The organism is Limnohabitans sp. TS-CS-82 (assembly GCF_002943475.1).
Window position 1 is genome coordinate 36,510 of the sequence record NZ_PTQX01000019.1, and the last position, 20,601, is coordinate 57,110.

The 20,601-nt window shown below is 57.1% G+C and carries 22 protein-coding genes; 20 read left to right on the forward strand and 2 right to left on the reverse strand.

What is annotated here, in order from left to right:
- The first annotated feature begins 11 nt into the window (after positions 1-11).
- From fabG to C5F52_RS26480, 16 genes are all read left to right on the forward strand, one after another.
- Positions 12-755 carry a 3-oxoacyl-ACP reductase FabG gene (gene fabG, locus C5F52_RS26405; RefSeq protein WP_104801358.1) on the forward strand — a complete coding sequence of 248 codons (744 nt, stop codon included), beginning with the start codon at positions 12-14 and terminating at the stop codon, positions 753-755.
- Between the two features lie 93 nt (positions 756-848).
- The gene (gene acpP, locus C5F52_RS26410; protein WP_104801359.1) at positions 849-1,088 is read left to right on the forward strand and encodes an acyl carrier protein; all 240 of its coding nucleotides are present in this window, start codon (positions 849-851) and stop codon (positions 1,086-1,088) included.
- A gap of 17 nt (positions 1,089-1,105) precedes the next feature.
- Positions 1,106-2,350: a beta-ketoacyl-ACP synthase II gene (gene fabF / locus C5F52_RS26415; protein ID WP_104801360.1), complete on the forward strand. Its 1,245-nt coding sequence runs from the start codon at positions 1,106-1,108 to the stop codon at positions 2,348-2,350.
- Positions 2,351-2,360: 10 nt separating this feature from the next.
- The gene (locus C5F52_RS26420) at positions 2,361-2,795 is read left to right on the forward strand and encodes a hypothetical protein (RefSeq protein ID WP_146100171.1); all 435 of its coding nucleotides are present in this window, start codon (positions 2,361-2,363) and stop codon (positions 2,793-2,795) included.
- A gap of 14 nt (positions 2,796-2,809) precedes the next feature.
- Complete coding sequence (locus C5F52_RS26425; protein WP_236658017.1) at positions 2,810-4,291, forward strand: DegQ family serine endoprotease; 1,482 nt, start codon at positions 2,810-2,812, stop codon at positions 4,289-4,291.
- Between the two features lie 459 nt (positions 4,292-4,750).
- Positions 4,751-6,559, forward strand: coding sequence for a translation elongation factor 4 (lepA, locus tag C5F52_RS26430; protein ID WP_104801363.1), 1,809 nt, complete (start codon positions 4,751-4,753; stop codon positions 6,557-6,559).
- Positions 6,559-7,554 (forward strand): signal peptidase I, encoded by a 996-nt coding sequence (lepB, locus tag C5F52_RS26435; RefSeq protein WP_104801364.1) that lies wholly within the window; start codon positions 6,559-6,561, stop codon positions 7,552-7,554. The genes lepA and lepB overlap by 1 nt, the downstream gene beginning before the upstream one ends.
- Complete coding sequence (gene rnc / locus C5F52_RS26440; protein ID WP_104801365.1) at positions 7,551-8,276, forward strand: ribonuclease III; 726 nt, start codon at positions 7,551-7,553, stop codon at positions 8,274-8,276. The genes lepB and rnc overlap by 4 nt, the downstream gene beginning before the upstream one ends.
- The gene (gene era / locus C5F52_RS26445; protein ID WP_104801366.1) at positions 8,276-9,283 is read left to right on the forward strand and encodes a GTPase Era; all 1,008 of its coding nucleotides are present in this window, start codon (positions 8,276-8,278) and stop codon (positions 9,281-9,283) included. Before rnc ends, era begins: the two co-directional genes overlap by 1 nt.
- Positions 9,284-9,299: 16 nt before the next feature.
- On the forward strand, positions 9,300-10,067 hold the full coding sequence (gene recO, locus C5F52_RS26450) for a DNA repair protein RecO (RefSeq protein WP_104801367.1): 768 nt from the start codon (positions 9,300-9,302) through the stop codon (positions 10,065-10,067).
- An 8-nt stretch (positions 10,068-10,075) separates the two neighbouring features.
- Positions 10,076-10,825: a pyridoxine 5'-phosphate synthase gene (locus tag C5F52_RS26455; RefSeq protein ID WP_104801368.1), complete on the forward strand. Its 750-nt coding sequence runs from the start codon at positions 10,076-10,078 to the stop codon at positions 10,823-10,825.
- Positions 10,826-10,833: 8 nt separating this feature from the next.
- Positions 10,834-11,232: a holo-ACP synthase gene (acpS, locus tag C5F52_RS26460; RefSeq protein ID WP_104801369.1), complete on the forward strand. Its 399-nt coding sequence runs from the start codon at positions 10,834-10,836 to the stop codon at positions 11,230-11,232.
- Positions 11,233-11,245: 13 nt separating this feature from the next.
- The gene (gene nagZ, locus C5F52_RS26465; RefSeq protein ID WP_104801370.1) at positions 11,246-12,343 is read left to right on the forward strand and encodes a beta-N-acetylhexosaminidase; all 1,098 of its coding nucleotides are present in this window, start codon (positions 11,246-11,248) and stop codon (positions 12,341-12,343) included.
- Positions 12,344-12,380: 37 nt separating this feature from the next.
- A complete protein-coding gene (locus tag C5F52_RS26470) occupies positions 12,381-12,584 on the forward strand; it encodes a hypothetical protein (protein WP_104801371.1) in 204 nt (67 codons plus the stop codon).
- Between the two features lie 29 nt (positions 12,585-12,613).
- Positions 12,614-13,576 (forward strand): Bug family tripartite tricarboxylate transporter substrate binding protein, encoded by a 963-nt coding sequence (locus C5F52_RS26475; RefSeq protein ID WP_104801372.1) that lies wholly within the window; start codon positions 12,614-12,616, stop codon positions 13,574-13,576.
- Between the two features lie 2 nt (positions 13,577-13,578).
- Complete coding sequence (locus C5F52_RS26480; RefSeq protein WP_104801373.1) at positions 13,579-13,965, forward strand: hypothetical protein; 387 nt, start codon at positions 13,579-13,581, stop codon at positions 13,963-13,965.
- A gap of 69 nt (positions 13,966-14,034) precedes the next feature.
- Here the strand turns inward: C5F52_RS26480 and lysS are convergent, their stop codons facing one another.
- Entirely contained in the window at positions 14,035-15,576 is a 1,542-nt protein-coding gene (gene lysS, locus C5F52_RS26485; RefSeq protein WP_104801374.1) for a lysine--tRNA ligase, read from the reverse strand.
- A 109-nt stretch (positions 15,577-15,685) separates the two neighbouring features.
- Positions 15,686-16,180: a YqaA family protein gene (locus C5F52_RS26490; RefSeq protein WP_104801375.1), complete on the reverse strand. Its 495-nt coding sequence runs from the start codon at positions 16,178-16,180 to the stop codon at positions 15,686-15,688.
- A gap of 136 nt (positions 16,181-16,316) precedes the next feature.
- Between C5F52_RS26490 and dusB the strand changes: the two genes are divergently transcribed.
- From dusB to C5F52_RS26510, 4 genes are all read left to right on the forward strand, one after another.
- Entirely contained in the window at positions 16,317-17,351 is a 1,035-nt protein-coding gene (gene dusB, locus C5F52_RS26495) for a tRNA dihydrouridine synthase DusB (protein WP_104801376.1), read from the forward strand.
- On the forward strand, positions 17,344-17,580 hold the full coding sequence (locus C5F52_RS26500) for a helix-turn-helix domain-containing protein (RefSeq protein ID WP_104801377.1): 237 nt from the start codon (positions 17,344-17,346) through the stop codon (positions 17,578-17,580). Before dusB ends, C5F52_RS26500 begins: the two co-directional genes overlap by 8 nt.
- Positions 17,581-17,593: 13 nt before the next feature.
- A complete protein-coding gene (gene purH / locus C5F52_RS26505; RefSeq protein ID WP_104801378.1) occupies positions 17,594-19,180 on the forward strand; it encodes a bifunctional phosphoribosylaminoimidazolecarboxamide formyltransferase/IMP cyclohydrolase in 1,587 nt (528 codons plus the stop codon).
- A 138-nt stretch (positions 19,181-19,318) separates the two neighbouring features.
- Entirely contained in the window at positions 19,319-20,596 is a 1,278-nt protein-coding gene (locus tag C5F52_RS26510) for a DEAD/DEAH box helicase (protein WP_104801432.1), read from the forward strand.
- Positions 20,597-20,601 lie beyond the last annotated feature (5 nt).

The window sequence follows — 20,601 nt, forward strand, 5'->3', positions numbered from 1 at the left end:
AAGAGAAGAACATGAGCGACAACAAACAACACATTGCCTTGGTGACGGGCGCTTCGCGCGGCATCGGTGCTTCCATTGCCCAAGAGTTGGCCCAACAAGGCTATTTGGTCATCGGTACAGCCACGTCAGATGACGGCGCAGCCAAAATCACCCAAGCTTTGTCTGCCCACGCAGGCTGCCGCGGTGCGAATTTGAATGTGAACGACGGCGTTGCTGTCGAAGCTTTGATTGATCAAATCACCAAAGACCACGGCGCTTTGCACGTGTTGGTGAACAACGCCGGTATCACCCGCGACACCTTGGCCATGCGCATGAAGGATGACGATTGGGATGCCGTGCTCGACACCAACCTCAAGGCCGTGTTCCGCGTGTCACGCGCTGTGATTCGCCCCATGATGAAGCAGCGCTATGGCCGCATCATCAGCATCACCAGCGTGGTGGGCGCATCGGGCAACCCCGGTCAAGCCAACTATGCAGCGGCCAAGGCCGGTGTGGCAGGCATGACCCGCGCCTTGGCGCGCGAGTTGGGCAGCCGTGGCATCACGGTCAACTGCGTGGCCCCAGGCTTCATCGAAACCGACATGACGGCTTCGTTGCCTGAAGAACAACAAAAAGCCTTGCTGGGCCAAATCCCGCTGGGACACCTCGGCAAACCTGCTGACATTGCACACGCCGTGGCCTATTTGGCTGGCGCACACGCCAGTTATGTGACGGGTCAAGAGTTGCACGTCAACGGCGGCATGTTCATGGCTTAAAGCCATGAATTGACAAAGAAGCCAAACAGAATCAATACGGTCAGTCCGTCCGGTTAAAATAGCGGTCTTATTCACAACCCTTAGAGGGAATCCATGAGCGATATCGAACTGCGTGTCAAAAAAATCATTGCCGAACAACTCGGCGTTGAAGAGTCTCAAGTTACCAACGAAAAAGCCTTCGTGGCCGATTTGGGTGCTGACTCCCTGGACACAGTGGAATTGGTGATGGCATTGGAAGATGAGTTTGGTATTGAAATCCCAGACGAAGATGCCGAAAAAATCAACACCGTGCAAAACGCGATTGACTACGCGTTGACCCACAAAAAAGCCTAACTACTAGGAAGCACCGCATGAGCCGTCGTCGCGTCGTCGTGACCGGCCTAGGTTGTATCAGCCCCGTGGGTAACACGGTGGCAGACGCTTGGGCCAATCTTTTAGCTGGTAAATCTGGCATTGCCAACATCACGCGTTTCGACGCGTCTGGCATCAATTGCCACTTTGCTGGTGAAGTGAAAGATCTAGACCTTGACCAATACATCCCTCCCAAAGAGGCGCGTGCTATGGACAAGTTCATTCATTACGGCATTGCTGCGGCGGTGCAAGCGGTTCAAGACTCAGGCCTCGCCACCGGCGAAGCCCTGAGCGAAGAAGAAGCGACGCGCATTGGCGTCGTGATCGGCTCTGGCATTGGCGGCTTGCCGCTGATTGAAAGCATGCATGACGAAATGTTGGCCAAAGGCCCACGTCGTATTTCGCCTTTCTTTGTGCCAGCTTCCATCATCAACATGATTTCTGGTCACGTGTCCATGCGTTACGGCTTCAAGGGCCCTAACTTGGCCGTGGTCACAGCCTGTACCACAGGCTTGCACAGCATCGGCGAAGCCGGTCGTCACATTGAGTACGGCGATGCCGACGTGATGATCGCAGGCGGCTCTGAGGGCTGCATGTCTCCCTTGGGCGTGGGTGGCTTTGCCTCCATGCGCGCACTGTCAACCCGCAACGACGACCCCGCCACTGCTTCGCGCCCTTGGGACCGCGACCGTGATGGCTTCGTGTTGGGCGAAGGTGCTGGCGTTATGGTGCTCGAAGAGTACGAACACGCCAAAAAGCGTGGCGCCAAAATTTACGCTGAACTCGGTGGCTATGGCCTGAGTGCAGATGCGGGTCACATGACTGCACCTAATATGGACGGTCCACGCCGAGCCATGCTCAGCGCTTTGCGTAACGCAGGCGTGAATGCTGACCAAGTGGACTACTTGAACGCACACGGCACATCCACACCGCTGGGTGACATCAACGAAACCAACGCCATCAAGGCAGCTTTGGGCGATCACGCCAAGAAGACGGTGGTTAACTCGACCAAGTCGATGACCGGCCACTTGTTGGGCGGCGCTGGCGGCATTGAGAGTGTGTTCACGGCTTTGGCGATTTATCACCAAAAGAGCCCACCCACCATCAACATCTTTAACCAAGACCCCGAGTGTGACTTGGACTACTGTGCCAACACGGCACGCGACATGAAGATCGATGTGGCCCTCAAAAATAACTTCGGATTTGGCGGCACCAACGGCGCGTTAGTTTTCAAACGCGTCTAAGGCTTTCGCCATGCACAGCGCCCCATCGGTTTCATATCCGGTGGGGCGTTGTGCTTTTCAGCGTTGGCTTTATGCGTTTTTTGTTGTGCTGACGTCGGCGATGTTGTTGGTTTGGGCGTTCAACCAAGGTTTGACTGCAACTTGGTATGTGGCAGTCGCCGCCGCAGCGCTCGGCTTACTTTTGGGATGGCGTGCGCTGGGTCAAGTAGGCACGCTCACATGGGATGGTCAGGTCTGGTGTTTGCATGACCAAGGCTTAGGTCTTGAAGATGCTTTGGGCGACGTGCATGTGGCGCTAGATGTGCAAAAAGCCTTGCTTTTACGTTGGCTACCCGCATCTGACACACTGCAGGCCAAGCCGCAGTGGTTATGGCTGGGTTCGCAAAGCGCTGACAACCGTTGGCAAGATTTACGTCGCGCTGTGTACCAGCGCACGAATAAGTGATGAAGGAAACAAACATGGCACGTCCATTGGTATTGAAACGTTCGCTGTCTCTTGGCTTGTTGTGTGCCTCTTTATGGGCCACAGGCTTGCAAGTAGCCATGGTGCAGCCTGCTGCTGCGCAGATTGTGAAAGGCTTGCCTGACTTCACCGAGTTGGTCGAACAAGTCGGCCCCTCAGTGGTGAACATTCGTACGCTTGAAAAAGCGGCGGTGCGAGATGCGCAAGGCAATGAGCCTGATGCTGAGATGCAAGAGTTTTTCCGCCGCTTCTTTGGTGTGCCTATGCCTACACCCAACACTCCTAACGCACCGCGTCAGCAACGCCCCAACCGTGGCCAGCCCGAAGACGCGCAGCCCAAAGGGGTGGGCTCGGGCTTCATCTTGTCGGCCGATGGCTTTGTGATGACCAATGCACACGTGGTGGATAGTGCAGACCAAGTGATGGTCACGCTGCCCGACAAACGCGAGTTCAAAGCCCGTATCGTGGGCTCCGACAAGCGCACCGATGTGGCGGTCGTCAAGATTGAAGCCACAGGCTTGCCAGCGGTGAAGATTGGCGATGTGAGCCGTCTCAGAGTGGGCGAGTGGGTGATGGCCATTGGTTCGCCCTTTGGCTTGGACAACTCAGTCACCGCAGGCATCGTGAGTGCCAAGCAACGCGACACCGGTGACTACTTGCCTTTCATTCAAACCGATGTGGCTATCAACCCAGGCAACTCAGGCGGACCGCTCATCAATATGCGTGGCGAGGTGGTGGGCATCAACAGCCAAATTTATTCGCGCTCGGGTGGCTTCATGGGCATCTCGTTTGCCATTCCGATTGACGAAGCTGTGCGCGTGAGCGAGCAGCTGCGTGCCACTGGCAAAGTGCAGCGCGGTCGTTTGGGTGTGCAGATTGACCAAGTGAACAAAGAAGTGGCCGAGTCACTGGGCTTATCCAAAGCCCAAGGTGCTTTGGTGCGCGGCGTAGAGCAGGGCTCGCCTGCGGAGAAAGCGAGCTTAGAGCCCGGCGACATCATCTTGAAGTTCGAGGGCAAAGCCATCGAAAAGTCCACCGACTTGCCGCGCATGGTGGGCAACACCAAGCCAGGTACGCGCAGCGCCATACAGGTGTGGCGCCGTGGCAGTGTGAAAGACATGTACATCACCGTGGGTGAGTTCGAAGCCGACAAGCCTTTGAAGAAGGCGGCAGCCACAGAGAAGCCTCAAACAGGTAACGTCACCAAGGTGTTGGGTCTGACAGTGGGCGAGCTGACGGACGCGCAGAAGAAAGAACTCAAACTGCGTGGCGGTGTGCGTGTGGATGCTGTGGCTGAGCCTGCTTCACGTGCAGGCATTCAAGAGGGCGATGTGATTTTGGCGCTGGCTAACATCGAAACACTCAATGTGCAAACCCTTGAAGCCCTGACAGCTAAGCTGGACCGCAACAAGCCCGTGAGTCTGTTGATTCGTCGAGGCGAATGGGCGCAATACACAGTCATTCGACTTGGGCGTTAAACCCCTAGACTGAAGTCGGGAATGGTGAGAGTCACAAACTATTTTTGAGGTCGTGAAAAATAGTTTTTAAGTTGGTGCTTGCTAACTTAAATAATGTGTTCAAGCCCTTTTTGTATAGAATCGAGGGGTTGAATGCGTTTTTGCGATATATCGCAAGCCAAAAACTCCACGATACGGGATTGGTAGACCAACTCCACAGGTGCTCCACAGATCACCCACAAGTTGTCCCAAAACCCCTTTGTCAAAATGTTAATAAGTTGTGGATAAATTTATGTTGCGAACCCGCAACGAGGCCACGGTCGTGTTGAGACCGCTGTGCAATTTGGGGTTTTTGCCTACAATGAACTTCCAACTTATGCAGTTGCCATTGCTTGTTGGTTCTGGGCGCGTCAACGAATGACGCGCCCTTTTTTCTTGGCGCTCTTCCCTTTGAATTCAATCACTTAAGTGTTCCCGTTGATGAATAACATCAGAAACTTCTCAATCATTGCCCACATCGATCATGGCAAATCTACGCTGGCAGATCGTTTGATTCAGCGTTGCGGTGGGCTTGAAGAACGCGACATGTCCTCGCAAGTTCTTGACTCGATGGACATCGAAAAAGAGCGTGGGATAACTATCAAAGCACAAACCGCTGCTCTGCAATACAAAGCGAAAGACGGTCAGATTTACAACCTGAATTTGATCGACACACCGGGTCACGTTGACTTCTCTTATGAAGTGTCGCGTTCACTCTCTGCATGCGAAGGTGCTCTGCTTGTTGTCGATGCTTCACAAGGTGTGGAAGCACAAACGGTGGCCAACTGCTACACCGCACTCGACCTCGGTGTGGAGGTGGTCCCCGTGCTCAACAAAATGGATTTGCCCAACGCAGATCCTGAGAACGCCAAAGCAGAAATTGAAGACGTCATTGGCATTGATGCCACGGACGCCATTCCATGCTCAGCCAAAACAGGTTTGGGCATTGATGAAATCTTAGAAGCCGTGGTCGCCAAAATGCCGCCACCGCAAGGTAACAAAGACGCGCCACTGCGCGCCATGATCATCGACAGCTGGTTTGACAGTTACGTGGGCGTGGTGATGTTGGTGCGTGTGGTCGATGGCCGTTTGGGCAAGGGCGAACGTTTCAAGATGATGGCCACCGAGGCCGTCTACAACGCCGACAACCTCGGTGTGTTCACCCCCGCCAACGAGCCACGTCAGTCGCTCGAAGCCGGCCAAGTGGGCTACATCATTGCGGGTATCAAAGAGCTACAAGCCGCCAAGGTGGGTGACACCATCACCTTGGAAAAGAAGTTGCCAAATAACTTAGGCCCTGCCGAGCAAGCCTTGCCTGGTTTTAAAGAAATTCAACCTCAGGTGTTCGCGGGTCTGTACCCCACCGAAGCCAACCAATACGACGGCCTGCGCGACGCGCTGGAAAAGCTCAAGCTCAACGATGCCTCATTGCAATACGAGCCAGAAGTGTCGCAAGCGCTGGGCTTTGGTTTCCGCTGCGGTTTCTTGGGCCTGTTGCACATGGAAATCGTGCAAGAGCGCTTAGAGCGTGAGTTTGACCAAGACCTGATCACCACCGCACCCAGCGTGGTGTATGAAGTGAAGATGCCTGACGGCGAAGTGGTCATGGTGGAGAACCCCGCCAAGATGCCGGATCAAGGCAAGTTGCACGAAATTCGTGAGCCCATCGTGACGGTGCATTTGTACATGCCGCAAGACTATGTGGGCGCAGTGATGACACTGGCCAACCAAAAGCGCGGCGTGCAAATGAACATGGCGTACCACGGTCGCCAAGTGATGTTGACGTACGAGATGCCTTTGGGCGAAATCGTTCTCGACTTCTTTGACAAGCTCAAATCAGTCTCGCGCGGCTATGCCTCGATGGACTATGAATTCAAAGAGTACCGCGCCTCTGACGTGGTGAAGGTCGACATCTTGCTCAACGGCGAGAAGGTCGATGCCTTGTCCATCATCGTGCACCGCACACAAGCCACTTACCGTGGCCGTGCTGTGGTGGCCAAGATGCGCGAGATCATCAGCCGTCAAATGTTTGACGTGGCGATTCAAGCCGCCATTGGCTCCAACATCATTGCGCGTGAAAGTATCAAGGCTTTGCGCAAAAACGTGCTGGCAAAATGCTACGGCGGCGACATCAGCCGCAAACGCAAGCTGCTTGAGAAGCAAAAAGCAGGTAAGAAGCGCATGAAGCAAATTGGTTCGGTGGAAGTTCCGCAAGAAGCCTTCTTGGCCATCTTGCAGGTGGAGGATTAATGGCTACGTTGACCGCATTCGTACTGGCAGCCTTTGTGGGCTACGCCGGTTCTTGGTATCTGGGCATGATCGAAGGCAACTTTGCCTTGCTCATGTTCATGGCCACCGTCGTCACCGGTATTTACTGGTTGGCCGAGCAGTTCTACTTCTTGCCCCAGCGCAAAGCTGCAGCTGAAGCCCTGCAAGCCCAAGCCGACAAACGCACCGCCGAGTTGCATGCCCAAGGCATCACCCAGACCGATGTGAACGTGACCGAGGCCAAAGAGCGTCTGTACATGCAGCCTTGGTGGCTGGACTGGACCGCGGGGTTGTTCCCCGTCATCGCTGTGGTGTTTGTGTTGCGTTCGTTCTTGTTTGAGCCCTTCAAAATTCCATCCGGCTCCATGATTCCTACCTTGCATGTGGGCGACCTGATTTTGGTCAACAAATTCCATTACGGCGTGCGCTTGCCTGTACTCAACACCAAGCTGACCGATGGCAACCCTGTGCAGCGTGGCGACGTGATGGTGTTTCGCTACCCACCCAAGCCAAGCTTGGACTACATCAAGCGTGTCATTGGCGTGCCTGGTGACGAAGTGGCTTACCTGAACAAGCAACTCACCATCAATGGCCAGCCCGTCACCAAAGCACCGCGTGCTGACTTCTTTGAGCAAGACAGCATGCGTTACATCACCCAGTTTGAAGAAAAGCTGCCTGTGGGCACCAAGTCTTCCGAGATGACTGGCGTGCGCACCCACAACTTGCTGAACGACAAAGACCGCCCCTCATTCGTGCCGGGCGCTGACGACTTTGCTTTCAAAGACAACTGTCACTACACCGTCGAAGGCGTGACCTGCACAGTACCTGCAGGACACTATTTCATGATGGGTGACAACCGCGACAACTCACTCGACTCGCGCTACTGGGGCTTTGTGCCAGAGAAAAACATCGTGGGCAAAGCTTTCTTTGTTTGGATGAACTTCGGCAGCCTCTCGCGCATCGGCGCATTTCAATGACATCACGCGCACGTTCAGACCGACCCAGCCCGTCTCAACATCAAATCCTTGAGACGCTCCAAGCGCGCTTGGAATACACCTTTCAAAACCCTGCGTTACTCACGCAGGCGTTGACGCACCGCAGCTTCAGCTCTGACCACTATGAACGCTTGGAGTTCTTGGGCGACTCGGTGCTCAACTTGGCTGTGGCCAACATGCTTTACAAGCAGCTCAACACCTTGCCCGAGGGCGACCTGTCGCGCGTGCGTGCCAACTTGGTCAAGCAAGACACGCTCCACCACTTGGCGGTTGAGCTGGGTTTGTCTGGCATCTTGCGTTTGGGCGAGGGCGAGATGAACTCAGGCGGCCAAAAGCGCCCCTCCATCTTGGCTGACGCCCTAGAGGCTGTGCTAGGTGCGGTGTACCTCGATGCAGGCTACGTAGCCGCAGACGCTTTGGTGCAACGCATCTTTGCCAAGGTGGAAATCAACCCCGACATGCAAGCCGTGGGCAAAGACGCCAAAACTGAATTACAAGAATGGCTGCAAGCACGCAAGTTCAAGTTGCCCATTTACCGTGTGGTCGGCACCTTAGGCGCCGCGCACAAACAAACGTTTGATGTGGAATGTGAAGTTCCAGAACTAGCCCGCTGCGAGCGTGGCATTGGCGGCTCGCGCCGCGCAGGAGAGCAAGCCGCCGCAGCAGCCATGCTCCAAGTGATTAAAGACAACGGGCTCAAATAATGGCGACCACTCCAAACAACGAACAATCCCTCCAAGACATCGACGCCATGCTGGCCGCCAGCAAAGGCAACCGTGTGGTGGCCAGCCAAGCGGCGGTGGCTCCGGCTGACCAACGCTGTGGCCTGATCGCCATCGTGGGCAAACCCAACGTGGGCAAGTCGACCTTGCTCAACGCCTTGGTCGGTCAAAAAATCAGCATCACCTCACGCAAGGCACAAACCACGCGCCACCGCATCACGGGCATGCACACCGAAGGCGCGTCGCAGTTTGTGTTTGTGGACACGCCTGGTTTTCAAACCATTCACGGCAACGCCCTGAACAAGTCGCTCAACAAAACCGTCCAAGGTGCGGTGGGCGATGTGGACTTGGTGGTCTTGGTGGTCGAGGCAGGTAGCTTCACACCCGCCGACGAGCGCGTTCTGTCGTTGTTGGCCAAAGGCATTCCCACACTGTTGATTGCCAACAAACTCGACACGATGAAAAACCGTGCCGACATCATGCTGTGGCTGCAAGCCATGCAAGAGCGTCACCCCTTTGCCGAAATCGTGCCCATGTCGGCCAAAAACGAAAAAGATGTGCAGCGCCTCCTTGGCATTTGCGAAAAGTACCTGCCCGAGCAAGCGTGGATGTACGCCGCCGACGAGCTGACCGACCGCAGTGAAAAATTCATGGCCGCCGAAATGGTGCGCGAAAAATTGTTCCGCTTGACCGGCGACGAATTGCCCTATACCTCGACCGTCATCATTGACAAATTCGAAGAAGAAAAGGGCAAAACCAAAGGTGTCAAGCGCTTGGTGCGCATTGCCGCTACCATCGTGGTCGAGCGCGATGGCCACAAAGCCATGGTCATTGGCGACAAAGGCGAGCGCTTGAAGCGCATGGGCATGGAAGCCCGTACCGAGCTAGAAAAACTCTACGATGCCAAAGTGTTCTTAGAGCTCTGGGTCAAAGTGCGCTCGGGTTGGGCCGACGATGCAGCGCGGGTGCGTAGCTTTGGCTACGAGTAAATCCAGCACCTTCACGATGTCGCGGGGCATTCCCCGCATTCAGGACGAGCCCGCGTTCGTGGTGCACCGCTACGACTGGAGTGAGTCCAGTTTGATTTTGGAAACCTTCACCCGCCACTTTGGTCGGGTGGCTTTGGTGGCCAAAGGCGCTAAAAAACCGACCTCCAACTTTCGCCCCGTGTTGCTGCCTTTGCAGCCGCTATACGTCAGCTATTCGGGCGATGCCGAAATTCGTACCTTGAAGGGCGCTGAATGGGTGGGTGGCCACATCATGCCCACGGGCGAGGCGCTGCTGTCTGGCTACTACATCAACGAGTTGTTGCTTCGCCTGCTGGCGCGTGACGACCCGCACCCCAGTTTGTTTGACCTATACCGCCAAGTGGTGCAAGTGCTTGCCTCGGGCCACGAGGGCACGATTGCCCCCGCGCTGCGCGCCTTTGAGCTGCTGCTGTTGCGCGACATTGGCTTCTTGCCCGAGCTCAACGCGCAAACCTTGACCCTGAGCCCTTTGCAGCCCGACGCCTTGTATGTGCTGGTGGCCGAAGGCGGCCTACGCACGCACAACGCGCAAGACCGCACAGGCTTGGCGGGCAGCGTGTGGCTACAGCTGCACGACAGCCTGTCGACAGACGCGCCATTCACCGCCACGCTGCGTTTGTGTGCCGAGATGCCACCCGAGCAACGCAACGCCTTGCAGGGCCAGCTACGGGCCTTGCTGCACTACCATTGCGGGGTCAAAACACTGCGCACACGGCAGATGATGATTGACCTGCAATCCCTTTGATTTACTCAATGTCCAAACACACAAAAACAGCGCTATCGGTCAACCTCAACAAAGTGGCTTTGGTGCGCAACACGCGCCATTTGGGTATTCCCAGCGTCACACGCGCAGCCACGCTGTGCCTAGAGGCGGGCGCTGCGGGCATCACCGTGCATCCAAGGCCTGACGAGCGCCACATCCGCGCTGGCGATGTGCACGACTTGGCTGCCTTGCTCAAAGCTTGGCCCGACCGCGAGTTCAACATCGAAGGCAACCCGTTTCACAACCTGATGGACTTTGTGCGCGAGGTGCGTCCCCATCAAGTGACCTTTGTGCCCGACAGCGAAGGCCAATTCACCAGCGACCACGGCTGGACCTTTCCGCAAGACGCTGAACGCTTGAAGCCCCTGATTGATGAGGCCAAAGCGCTTGGCGTGCGCGTGAGCTTGTTCATGGACCCGATTCCCGAAGCCATGGCCGCAGCCAAAGCGGTGGGTGCTGACCGTGTGGAGCTTTACACCGAGACCTATGCCTCGACCTACGGCACGCCTAAACAAGCTTCAGCTTTGGCTGCATTCAAAGCCACTGCCGAAGCTGCTTTGGCTGTGGGCCTTGGCATCAACGCCGGCCACGACCTGAACCGCGACAACCTGCACACCTTTCTGACTACCGTGCCTGGTGTGCAAGAGGTATCGATTGGCCACGCCCTGATTGCCGATGCGTTAGAGATTGGTTACACAGAAACTATTCGCGCGTACAACGCGTGCATGCCGCAGGCTTGAGACGAGAAATGATTTACGGCATCGGCACTGACATTTGCGACATTCGCCGTATCCGTGCGTCTTTGGACAAGCACGGCGAACGCTTTGCGCAAAAAGTGCTGAGCGACAACGAAATGCAAACCTACCGCGCCCGCAGCGAGCGTTGGCCCGAGCGCGGTGTGCGTTATGTGGCCACGCGCTTCTCGGCCAAAGAAGCCTTCAGCAAAGCCATTGGGTTGGGCATGCGCATGCCCATGACCTGGCGCTTGTGCGAAGTGGCCAAGCTGCCCAGCGGCCAGCCCACCATCGTGCTGCACGGCGTGCTCAAAGAATGGTTTGAAGCCAAAGGTCTGAGTGCCCACGTCAGCGTGAGCGACGAGTCCGACTACGCCACCAGCTACGTGGTGGTTGAAACACACACCGCCTAAGAACATTCGATTTATGTCTCACCACGCACCCCTCATTCTTGACATCGCTGGCACGCAGCTCACCGCGGCTGACCGCAAGCGCTTGCTGCACCCGCTCACAGGCGGCGTCATTTTGTTTGGCCGCAATTGGGCCAACCGCCAGCAGCTCACCCAGCTGTGCGCCGACATCAAGGCCGTGCGCGATGACTTGCTCATTTGTGTAGACCACGAAGGCGGCCGCGTGCAACGCTTTCGCAACGATGGCTTCACGCACATCCCGCCCATGCGCGCCTTGGGCGAGCTGTGGATGAAAGACCAAAAAGGCGTCACTGGGGAATTTAAGAACGGCAGCGGCGCAATGGCAGCGATGGACGCCGCCACCGCCAGCGGCTACGTGCTGGCCAGCGAGCTGCGTGCCTGTGGTGTGGACTTCAGCTTCACCCCCGTGCTCGACCTCGACCACGGCGAGAGCGGCGTGATTGGCGACCGCTCCTTCCACCGCGACCCACGCGTGGCCACCACGCTGGCTAAGAACGTCATGCACGGTTTGTTGCTGGCCGGCATGGCCAACTGCGGCAAACACTTTCCAGGCCACGGCTATGTGAAGGCTGATTCGCATGTGGACATTCCCGTGGACAAGCGCAGCCTCAAAGCCATCTTGGGCGACTGTGCTTTGCCTTACCAATGGCTCACCACCACGCTCACCAGCGTGATGCCCGCACACGTCATCTATCCCAAAGTCGATGCCTTGCCCGCAGGCTTTTCGCCCCGTTGGTTGCAAGACATCTTGCGCGGTCAGTTGCATTTCAATGGCGCGATCTTCAGCGACGATTTGTCGATGGAAGGCGCGCGCCGCATCGAAGGCCGCTCGGTCAGCTTTGCCGAAGCCGCGGTAACTGCACTCAACGCAGGCTGCGACCTTGTGCTCTTGTGCAACCAAAGCATTGGCGACGGTCATGCGGTGGACGAGATGCTGGAAGGCTTAACCGAACGCCTCGTTAAAAACCAATGGCACGCCAGTGACGCCAGCGAACAACGCCGTCGCACACTGCTGCCTAAAACTTCGCCGCTAGCTTGGGACGCGCTGATGACTCACCCCGCATACTTGCGGGCTTTGGACCTGTTGCCTTAATTCGCACGCACGTTCACCACTACTCACGAAAGCTCACATGGCAACGCCTAATTACAACTACGAAAAACGCCAACGCGAGTTAGCCAAGAAGAAGAAAAAAGAAGAAAAGCTGCGCGAGCGTGATGCGCGTAAAACCTCACCCGACGGTGAGTTTGGCCAGAACCCAGACATGGATGCAGAGCCAGACCACAGCCAAAATCCAGACGGCGTAGCACCTGCTGATAATCCCGATCAAGTTTGATCTATTTGTTTTCTCAAAGGAGTTCCGCCATGTTTCCTTCACGTCGTCACTTTGCCGTCCTAGCCTTGGCCTTGAGCTGCGGCTTGGCTGCTGCACAAAACGCCAAACCCATCAAGCTGATGGTGGGCTTCCCACCCGGCGGCGGCACCGATGCGGTGGCCCGCATCTTGGCTGACAAACTCAAAGACGAGTTGGGCACCACTGTGGTGGTGGAGAACAAACCCGGCGCGGGTGGCCAGTTGGCAGCACAAGCTTTGAAGGCTGCACCTGCGGATGGCACAGTGCTGTTCCTCTCGCATGACCACACCATTTCTATCTTGCCCTTGGTGGTCAAGAACCCAGGCTATGAGCCATCGAAAGACTTCGCACCTGTGGCTGGTTTTGCCACATTTGTGAACGCCTATGCCGTGTCGGGCGGCACACCTGCCAAGTCATTCAACGAATACGTCGCTTGGGTCAAAACCCAAGGCGGCAAAGGCGCAGTGGGCATTCCAGCGCCTGCTTCAACGCCTGAGTTTTTGGTGAAAGTGGTGGGCGACAAGTTCAAGCTCGATTTGGTCTCTGCGCCATATCGCGGCAGCGCACCCATGATGGCCGACATGCTGGGCAACCAAATTGCTGCAGGCGTGGGCTCGGTGCCTGACTTTATTGAAAACCACAAGGCCGGCAAAGTGCGTGTGGTGGCCGTGTTGGGTGCCAAGCGCCAAGCCGCGTTGCCCGATGTGCCCACCTTTGGCGAACTGGGCTTGAGCGGTTTGGACGACATGCCTTACTACGGCATCTTCGCGCCCGCAGGCACACCGCAAGCCACCATCAATCACTTTGGCGTTGCTTTGTCCAAAGTGTTGGCCATGCCTGATGTGCACGACCAGCTCACCAAAATGGGTTTGACCGTGGGCTACATGAACTCACACCAGTTGGAGCAACGCGAACGCGCCTACACACAGGTGTGGACCAAGCTGATTAAGAACAGCGGCTTTCAGCCCCAATAAGCATGGCAATCCCTTGGCTCTCTGCACTCAAAGTCATCCCTTGGGGGGATGTGATTTCTCACGCGCCCGGTGTGCTTGAAAAAGCGCGCGATTTGATGGCGCGAAAACCTGCAGATGTAGCGCCATCGTCGATGGCCACACCCAACATGCACGATGACGTGCCGAGCTTGGGCGAGTTGAAAAACCGCTTGCTTGCGGCTGCTGTGCAAATCGACGCGCTGCAACAGCGCCAAATACAACTCACCCAAACCGTGAGCGAACTGGCCGAGCAAAACGCTGGCTTGGTGTCAGCCGTGAGTGGCTTGCGTCAAACACTGCGCTTCATGGTGGTTGGGCTGGCGCTGGCTTTTGTGGGCCTAGGCGCGATCGCGTACAAACAGTTTTTCTAAATTGAATACGCCCAATAAAAAACGCCTCTAAGCGAATCGCTAAGAGACGTTTTGTTTTGCGCAGCGTGTTTATGCTTCGCGGCGCAAGGCAGGGAACAGAATGACGTCGCGGATGCTTGGGCTGTCGGTCAACAACATCATCAAGCGGTCAATGCCAATGCCGCAGCCGCCGGTGGGGGGCATGCCGTACTCTAGGGCGCGCACAAAGTCGTGGTCGTAAAACATGGCTTCGTCGTCGCCGCTGTCTTTGGCGGCCACTTGGGCGTGGAAGCGGGCGGCTTGGGTCTCAGCGTCGTTCAACTCGCTAAAGCCGTTGCCAAACTCGCGGCCTGTGATGTAGAGCTCAAAGCGCTCGGTTACATCGGGCTTGCTGTCGCTGGCGCGGGCCAAGGGTGAAATCTCGACAGGGTGCTCGCAGATGAAGGTGGGCTGCCACAGCTTGTCTTCCACCGTCTCTTCAAAGTACATCACTTGCAAGCTGGCCAAGCTACGGGTGCTGAGTTTGTCTTTCTCTTCTTTGAAACCGAGTTTTTGCAAAGCGTTGATCAACCATGTGGCGTTGTCCACGTTGTCGCCAGCTTCGGTGTGCTTGAGGATGGCTTCACGAATCGTGAGGCGCTCGAAAGGTTGGCTCAGGTCCACCGCTTTGCCGCCGTAGGTCAGCAGCAATGTGCCAGCGGCCTTCATGGCGGCGTCACGCACCAGCTCTTCTGTGAAGTGCATCAGGTCTTGGTAGTTCCAGTACGCAGCGTAGAACTCCATCATGGTGAACTCGGGGTTGTGGCGCACCGAGATACCTTCGTTTCGGAAGTTACGGTTGATCTCAAACACGCGCTCAAAGCCGCCCACGATCAAGCGCTTCAAATACAACTCAGGCGCGATGCGCAAGAACATTTCTTGGTCCAGCGCGTTGTGGTGCGTGGTGAAAGGCTTGGCATTTGCGCCGCCGGGGATGGGGTGCAGCATGGGCGTTTCAACTTCGAGGAAGTTGTGTTGCACCATGAAGTCGCGAATGCCGCTGACCGCGCGGCTACGCGCCACAAAGCGCTTGCGTGCGGTTTCGTCCGTCATCAAATCGACGTAGCGTTGGCGGTATTTGATCTCTTGGTCAGCCACGCCGTGGAACTTGTCGGGCATGGGGCGCAGGCTCTTGGTCAGCATGCGGATGCTGGTGGCGTGAATCGACAACTCGCCGGTGCGAGTTTTGAACAACTTGCCTTCGCAAGCCACGATGTCACCCAAATCCCAGTGTTTGAAATCGGTGTAGAGATCTTCGCTCACGTCATCGCGTGTGACGTAAATCTGAATGCGGCCTGTGCTGTCTTGCAGCGTGGCAAAGCTGGCTTTGCCCATCACGCGCTTGAGCATCATGCGGCCCGCCACTTTGGCGAACTGGCCTTCTTCGGTCAACACCTCGGCGGTCTTGTCGCCATGCAGCTCATGCAAGGTGGCGGCGTGGTGCGCGGGTTTGAAATCGTTCGGGAAGGCAACGCCTTGGCCCGCAGCTTGACGCTCGCGCATGGCCTTGAGCTTCTCACGACGCTCGGCAATGAGTTGGTTTTCGTCGACGGGAGCGGCTTCTGGCGTGGCGGGGGTGTTGTTGTTAGACATTTAAAGAGGCGTGAGTAGGAGAAGGGCTGCCTTCGAAGGAAGGATGCAGCAAACCATGGATTTTAAGATTAACCCAGAGATGTAAATTTTTTCTGAAATAAGCGTTGAACTAACCAATTCCCCAATGCTGCGGAAACACCCAAAGCAACCCACCTGTCATCACCAAGTACCGCGCAAACTTGCCCACCGCCATGTACGCCACACAGGGCCAAAAGGGCAGGCGCAGCCAGCCGGCCACGGCGCACAACGGGTCGCCCACGCCAGGCAACCAACTGAGTAAGCACGCTTTGGGACCTAAGGCGTGCAGCCAGCGCAGAGCGCGGGCGTCTTGGGCGGATGTTTCTTGGTGGCGCAGTTTGTCGCGCACCTTGTGCGCGCCGTGGCCCATCCACCAACTGATAGCGCCGCCAATGGTGTTGCCAGCGGTGGCCACAAGAACAGCGGGCCAAAACAATTCGGGGTTGAGTTTGACCAAGCCAAACACCACGGGCTCCGAACCCATGGGCAGCAAGGTGGCTGACACCAGCGACACCACAAACACGGTGCTCAGGCCGTATTCGGGCAGGGCCAAGGCGGCCAACACAGATTGCATCCAAATTTCCATGCCCGCCAGTGTAGTGACGACAAGTGCGCATTCTTCGCCAAGCCTTACAAAATGGTCATTTTTAGACCACATGCTGAAATTTTGGGCAGGTACAATGACGCCTCCTTTTTAAGCACCCCTCACTTCTTCCCACCCCATGCACATCGGTCCATACACACTGGCAAACAACCTGTTTGTCGCGCCGATGGCTGGCGTGACCGACCGCCCGTTTCGCATGTTGTGCAAACAGTTGGGCGCGGGCTATGCGGTGAGTGAGATGGTCACCTCCCGCAAAGACTTGTGGACCAGCCTCAAAACCTCGCGTCGAGCCGACCACACGGGCGAGAGCGGCCCCATCGCCGTGCAAATTGCCGGTACTGATGCGGCCATGATGGCTGAGGCGGCGGTGTACAACATTGAGCGCGGTGCGCAAATCATCGACATCAACATGGGTTGCCCCGCCAAGAAGGTGTGCAACAAATGGGCGGGCTCGGCCTTGATGCAAGACGAACCACTGGCCATGTCCATCGTGCAAGCCGTGGTCGATGCGGCGCAGCCTCACAACGTGCCCGTGACGCTGAAGATGCGCACCGGCTGGTGCGACGAGCACAAAAACGCCGTGGCCTTGGCCCGCGCCGCCGAAGCCGCAGGCGTGCAAATGATCACCGTGCATGGCCGCACCCGCGAGCAGGGCTACAAAGGCTTGGCCGAGTACGACACCATCACAGCAGTCAAGCAAGCCGTGCGCGTGCCCGTGGTGGCCAATGGCGACATTGATTCGCCCGAAAAGGCCAAAGAAGTTTTAAAGCTCACCGGCGCAGACGCGCTGATGATTGGCCGCGCCGCGCAAGGCCGCCCTTGGATATTCCGCGAGATCGCGCACTACTTGGCCACGGGCGAGCACTTGGCTCAGCCTTTGGTGGAGGAGGTGAGCCGCTTGTTGCTGGCGCACTTAGATGAGCACTACGCCCTGTATGGCGAGAGCACCGGCGTGCGCAGCGCCCGCAAACACATTGCTTGGTACATCCGCAGCTTGCCTGGTGGCGAGGCGTTTCGCCAACACATGAACACCCTAGAAGACAGCGCGTCGCAACACCGCGCCGTGGCTGCCTTCTTCGATGACCTCGCGCAGGCGCACGAGCGCTTGCCCGAACCTGTTTTATTAGTAGAACCCTTAGCTTTGCATGAGTAAAAAACACATTGAAGAGGTGGTACGTGCCAGCCTCGAAACCTATTTCCGCGACCTCAAAGGCACAGAGCCCGACAACATGCACGACATGATGGTGCGCGTCGTTGAAAAACCGCTGCTCGAAGTGGTGATGCAGCACGCCGACCACAACCAGTCACGCGCCGCCGAATGGCTGGGCCTCAACCGCAACACGCTGCGTAAAAAACTTCTCGATCACAAACTCATCAAATAAGACTGCGCCCCAAATGAAAGCACTCATCTCCGTCTCTGACAAAACCGGTATCGTCGAACTCGCGCGTGACTTGCACGCCTTGGGCGTGGGCCTCATCTCCACTGGCGGCACTGCCAAGCTCTTGGCCGAACAAGGCTTGCCCGTGACCGAAGTGGCCGAAGTCACCGGTTTCCCCGAAATGCTCGATGGCCGTGTGAAAACCTTGCACCCCAAAGTGCACGGCGGCTTGCTGGCGCGTCGCGACACGCCCGAGCACATGGCTGCTTTGAAGGCACACAACATCGACACGATTGATTTGCTCATCGTCAACCTGTATCCGTTTGAAGCCACCGTGGCCAAGCCCGGTTGCACACTGGCTGACGCGATCGAGAACATCGACATCGGCGGCCCCGCCATGGTGCGCTCTGCCGCCAAGAACTGGAAAGACGTGGGCATCGTCACCGACGCCAGCCAATACGCCGACGTAATTGCTGAACTCAAAGCCAATGGCAAACTGAGCGACAAACTGCGCTTTGCTTTGTCTGTAGCTGCGTTCAACCGCATCAGTCAATACGACGGCGCGATCAGCAACTACCTCTCGAGCGTGAACTTTGAAGCAGAAAAACTGAGCGAAGAATACGTGCCCGAGCGCGCCCAATTCAGCGGCCAGTTCAACGAGCAATACGTCAAAGTGCAAGACCTGCGCTACGGCGAAAACAGCCACCAGCAAGCTGCTTGGTATCGTGACTTGGCCCCCGCAGCAGGTTCGCTCGCCACCGGCGTGCAGCTGCAAGGCAAAGAACTCAGCTACAACAACATCGCCGACGCCGATGCTGCTTGGGAATGTGTGAAGAGCTTCGATAGCTCAGCTTGTGTGATTGTCAAACACGCCAACCCCTGCGGCGTGGCCGTGGGTGCGAACCCGCTCGAGGCCTACAGCAAGGCTTTCCAAACCGACCCTACCAGCGCGTTTGGCGGCATCATCGCTTTCAACCGTCCCGTGGACAAAGCCGCTGCCGAAGCGGTGAGCAAGCAGTTCGTCGAAGTGCTGATGGCCCCTGACTTCAGCGCTGAAGCGCTGGAAGTGTTCAAGAGCAAAGTGAATGTGCGCTTGATGAAAATCGTCTTGCCTGCCAACTACGGCGCCGTGCGCAACGCGCTCGAAACCAAGCGTGTGGGCTCAGGCCTGTTGCTGCAAAGCGCCGACAACCACGAGTTGGCTTTGGCTGATTTGAAAATCGTCACCGTCAAACAACCCACACCTGAAGAACTTCATGACCTGCTGTTCGCCTGGAAAGTGGCCAAGTTCGTCAAGTCCAACGCCATCGTGTTCTGCAAAAACGGCATGACCATGGGCGTGGGTGCAGGCCAAATGAGCCGCCTCGATTCAGCACGCATCGCCAGCATCAAGGCCGAAGCTGCGAAGCTGAGCCTGCAACACACCGTGGTCGCCAGCGACGCCTTCTTCCCTTTCCGCGACGGCCTCGACGTGGTGGTGGATGCGGGCGCTACTTGCGTCGCCCAGCCCGGTGGCTCGATGCGCGACCAAGAAGTTATCGACGCGGCCAACGAGCGTGGCGTAGCGATGGTGTTCACCGGTGTGCGTCACTTCCGTCATTGATCGCTCACATTGAACATTGACCACACCAACGCGCCGCTTGATGCGGCGCAATCCGAAGCGGCCAACACCACGGCTGCAGCGTTAACTACAAATTCGGCTCAAGTCTCAACGCTTGAGTCAGTCCACGAACAAGGTGGCATTAGCTTCGCGCAACTTGGCCTCAATGCCGAACTGCAAAGCTCAGCCGCCCAAGCGGGCTTTACGGTTCCCACGCCCGTGCAGGCGCAAGCCATTGGTCCCGTGCTCAATGGTCGCGATGTATTGGCCCAAGCCCAAACCGGCTCTGGCAAAACGGCGGCCTACGTGCTGCCTGTGTTGCAGCTGCTCATGGCCACAGCCGCCTCGCGTGACGAAGCACCTAAGAAGCGCACCACCCAAGTGCTGGTGCTCGTCCCCACACGCGAGCTCGCCACACAGGTGAGCGATGTGCTGCGCGACTTGGCGCGGCCCCTCGCACAGTCCATCAAAGTGGGCACGTTGTTTGGTGGCGTGTCGATCAACCCCCAAATGATGAGCCTGCGCAGCGGTGCTGATGTGGTGGTTGCTACCCCCGGCCGTTTGCTCGACATCGTCGACCACAACGCTCTGAACCTCGGCCAAGTGCAGCACCTCGTGTTGGACGAAGCCGACCGCTTGCTCGATCTCGGCTTTGCCGAAGAGTTGCAACGCATCTTGGCGCTGCTGCCTGCCAAGCGACAAAACTTGTTGTTCAGCGCCACCTTCGAGCCCGCGGTGCAAACCTTGGCCGAAGCGCTGCTGCACAACCCCGAGCGCGTCACCATTGCCCACACCGAAGCGCATGCGCCCGACATCGCGCAACGCGCAATTCAAGTGGACGAAAAAAGCCGCACCGCCTTGCTTCGTCACCTCATCAAAACCCATGCGTGGAAGCGTGTGTTGGTGTTTGTTGCCACGCGTTACGCGTGTGAGCATGTGGCCAATAAGCTCTACAAAGCGGGCGTGTTTGCCACTGCGTTTCATGGCGAGATGAGCCAAGGCGCACGCCAAGATGTGCTGGCCGAGTTCAAGGAAGAGCGCTGGGAAGTGGTGGTCACCACCGACCTCGCGGCACGCGGCATCGACATTGCGCAGCTGCCCGTGGTGGTCAACTACGACCTGCCACGCTCAGCCACTGACTACACCCACCGCATTGGTCGCACAGGCCGTGCGGGTGCCAGTGGCGAAGCCGTGAGCTTTGTGACGGCGGTCACGTTCGCGCATTGGCAGCTGATTCAAAAGCGTGCCCAAGTGCAACTACCCGTTGAAGTGCTGGAAGGCTTTGAGCCGATCGAAGTACCGCCACCGGCATCACCACTGAATGACGGCACGGGCGGCATCAAAGGTTCACGGCCTAGTAAGAAAGACAAGCTGCGTGCGGCTGCAGCGGCAGCGCAAGCTGACTCATCAAACGAATAAGCATG

Bases quoted from the DNA above. Each gene is read 5' to 3' on its own strand.
- nagZ (WP_104801370.1), top strand. From the start codon at position 11,246: ATGTCTCACCACGCACCCCTCATTCTTGACATCGCTGGCACGCAGCTC.
- C5F52_RS26490 (WP_104801375.1), bottom strand. From the start codon at position 16,180: ATGGAAATTTGGATGCAATCTGTGTTGGCCGCCTTGGCCCTGCCCGAA.
- recO (WP_104801367.1), top strand. From the start codon at position 9,300: ATGTCGCGGGGCATTCCCCGCATTCAGGACGAGCCCGCGTTCGTGGTG.
- C5F52_RS26480 (WP_104801373.1), top strand. From the start codon at position 13,579: ATGGCAATCCCTTGGCTCTCTGCACTCAAAGTCATCCCTTGGGGGGAT.
- fabG (WP_104801358.1), top strand. From the start codon at position 12: ATGAGCGACAACAAACAACACATTGCCTTGGTGACGGGCGCTTCGCGC.
- era (WP_104801366.1), top strand. From the start codon at position 8,276: ATGGCGACCACTCCAAACAACGAACAATCCCTCCAAGACATCGACGCC.
- C5F52_RS26500 (WP_104801377.1), top strand. From the start codon at position 17,344: ATGAGTAAAAAACACATTGAAGAGGTGGTACGTGCCAGCCTCGAAACC.
- lepA (WP_104801363.1), top strand. From the start codon at position 4,751: ATGAATAACATCAGAAACTTCTCAATCATTGCCCACATCGATCATGGC.
- C5F52_RS26455 (WP_104801368.1), top strand. From the start codon at position 10,076: ATGTCCAAACACACAAAAACAGCGCTATCGGTCAACCTCAACAAAGTG.
- C5F52_RS26470 (WP_104801371.1), top strand. From the start codon at position 12,381: ATGGCAACGCCTAATTACAACTACGAAAAACGCCAACGCGAGTTAGCC.
- lysS (WP_104801374.1), bottom strand. From the start codon at position 15,576: ATGTCTAACAACAACACCCCCGCCACGCCAGAAGCCGCTCCCGTCGAC.
- purH (WP_104801378.1), top strand. From the start codon at position 17,594: ATGAAAGCACTCATCTCCGTCTCTGACAAAACCGGTATCGTCGAACTC.
- rnc (WP_104801365.1), top strand. From the start codon at position 7,551: ATGACATCACGCGCACGTTCAGACCGACCCAGCCCGTCTCAACATCAA.
- dusB (WP_104801376.1), top strand. From the start codon at position 16,317: ATGCACATCGGTCCATACACACTGGCAAACAACCTGTTTGTCGCGCCG.
- C5F52_RS26420 (WP_146100171.1), top strand. From the start codon at position 2,361: ATGCACAGCGCCCCATCGGTTTCATATCCGGTGGGGCGTTGTGCTTTT.
- fabF (WP_104801360.1), top strand. From the start codon at position 1,106: ATGAGCCGTCGTCGCGTCGTCGTGACCGGCCTAGGTTGTATCAGCCCC.
- acpP (WP_104801359.1), top strand. From the start codon at position 849: ATGAGCGATATCGAACTGCGTGTCAAAAAAATCATTGCCGAACAACTC.
- C5F52_RS26425 (WP_236658017.1), top strand. From the start codon at position 2,810: ATGGCACGTCCATTGGTATTGAAACGTTCGCTGTCTCTTGGCTTGTTG.
- acpS (WP_104801369.1), top strand. From the start codon at position 10,834: ATGATTTACGGCATCGGCACTGACATTTGCGACATTCGCCGTATCCGT.
- C5F52_RS26475 (WP_104801372.1), top strand. From the start codon at position 12,614: ATGTTTCCTTCACGTCGTCACTTTGCCGTCCTAGCCTTGGCCTTGAGC.
- lepB (WP_104801364.1), top strand. From the start codon at position 6,559: ATGGCTACGTTGACCGCATTCGTACTGGCAGCCTTTGTGGGCTACGCC.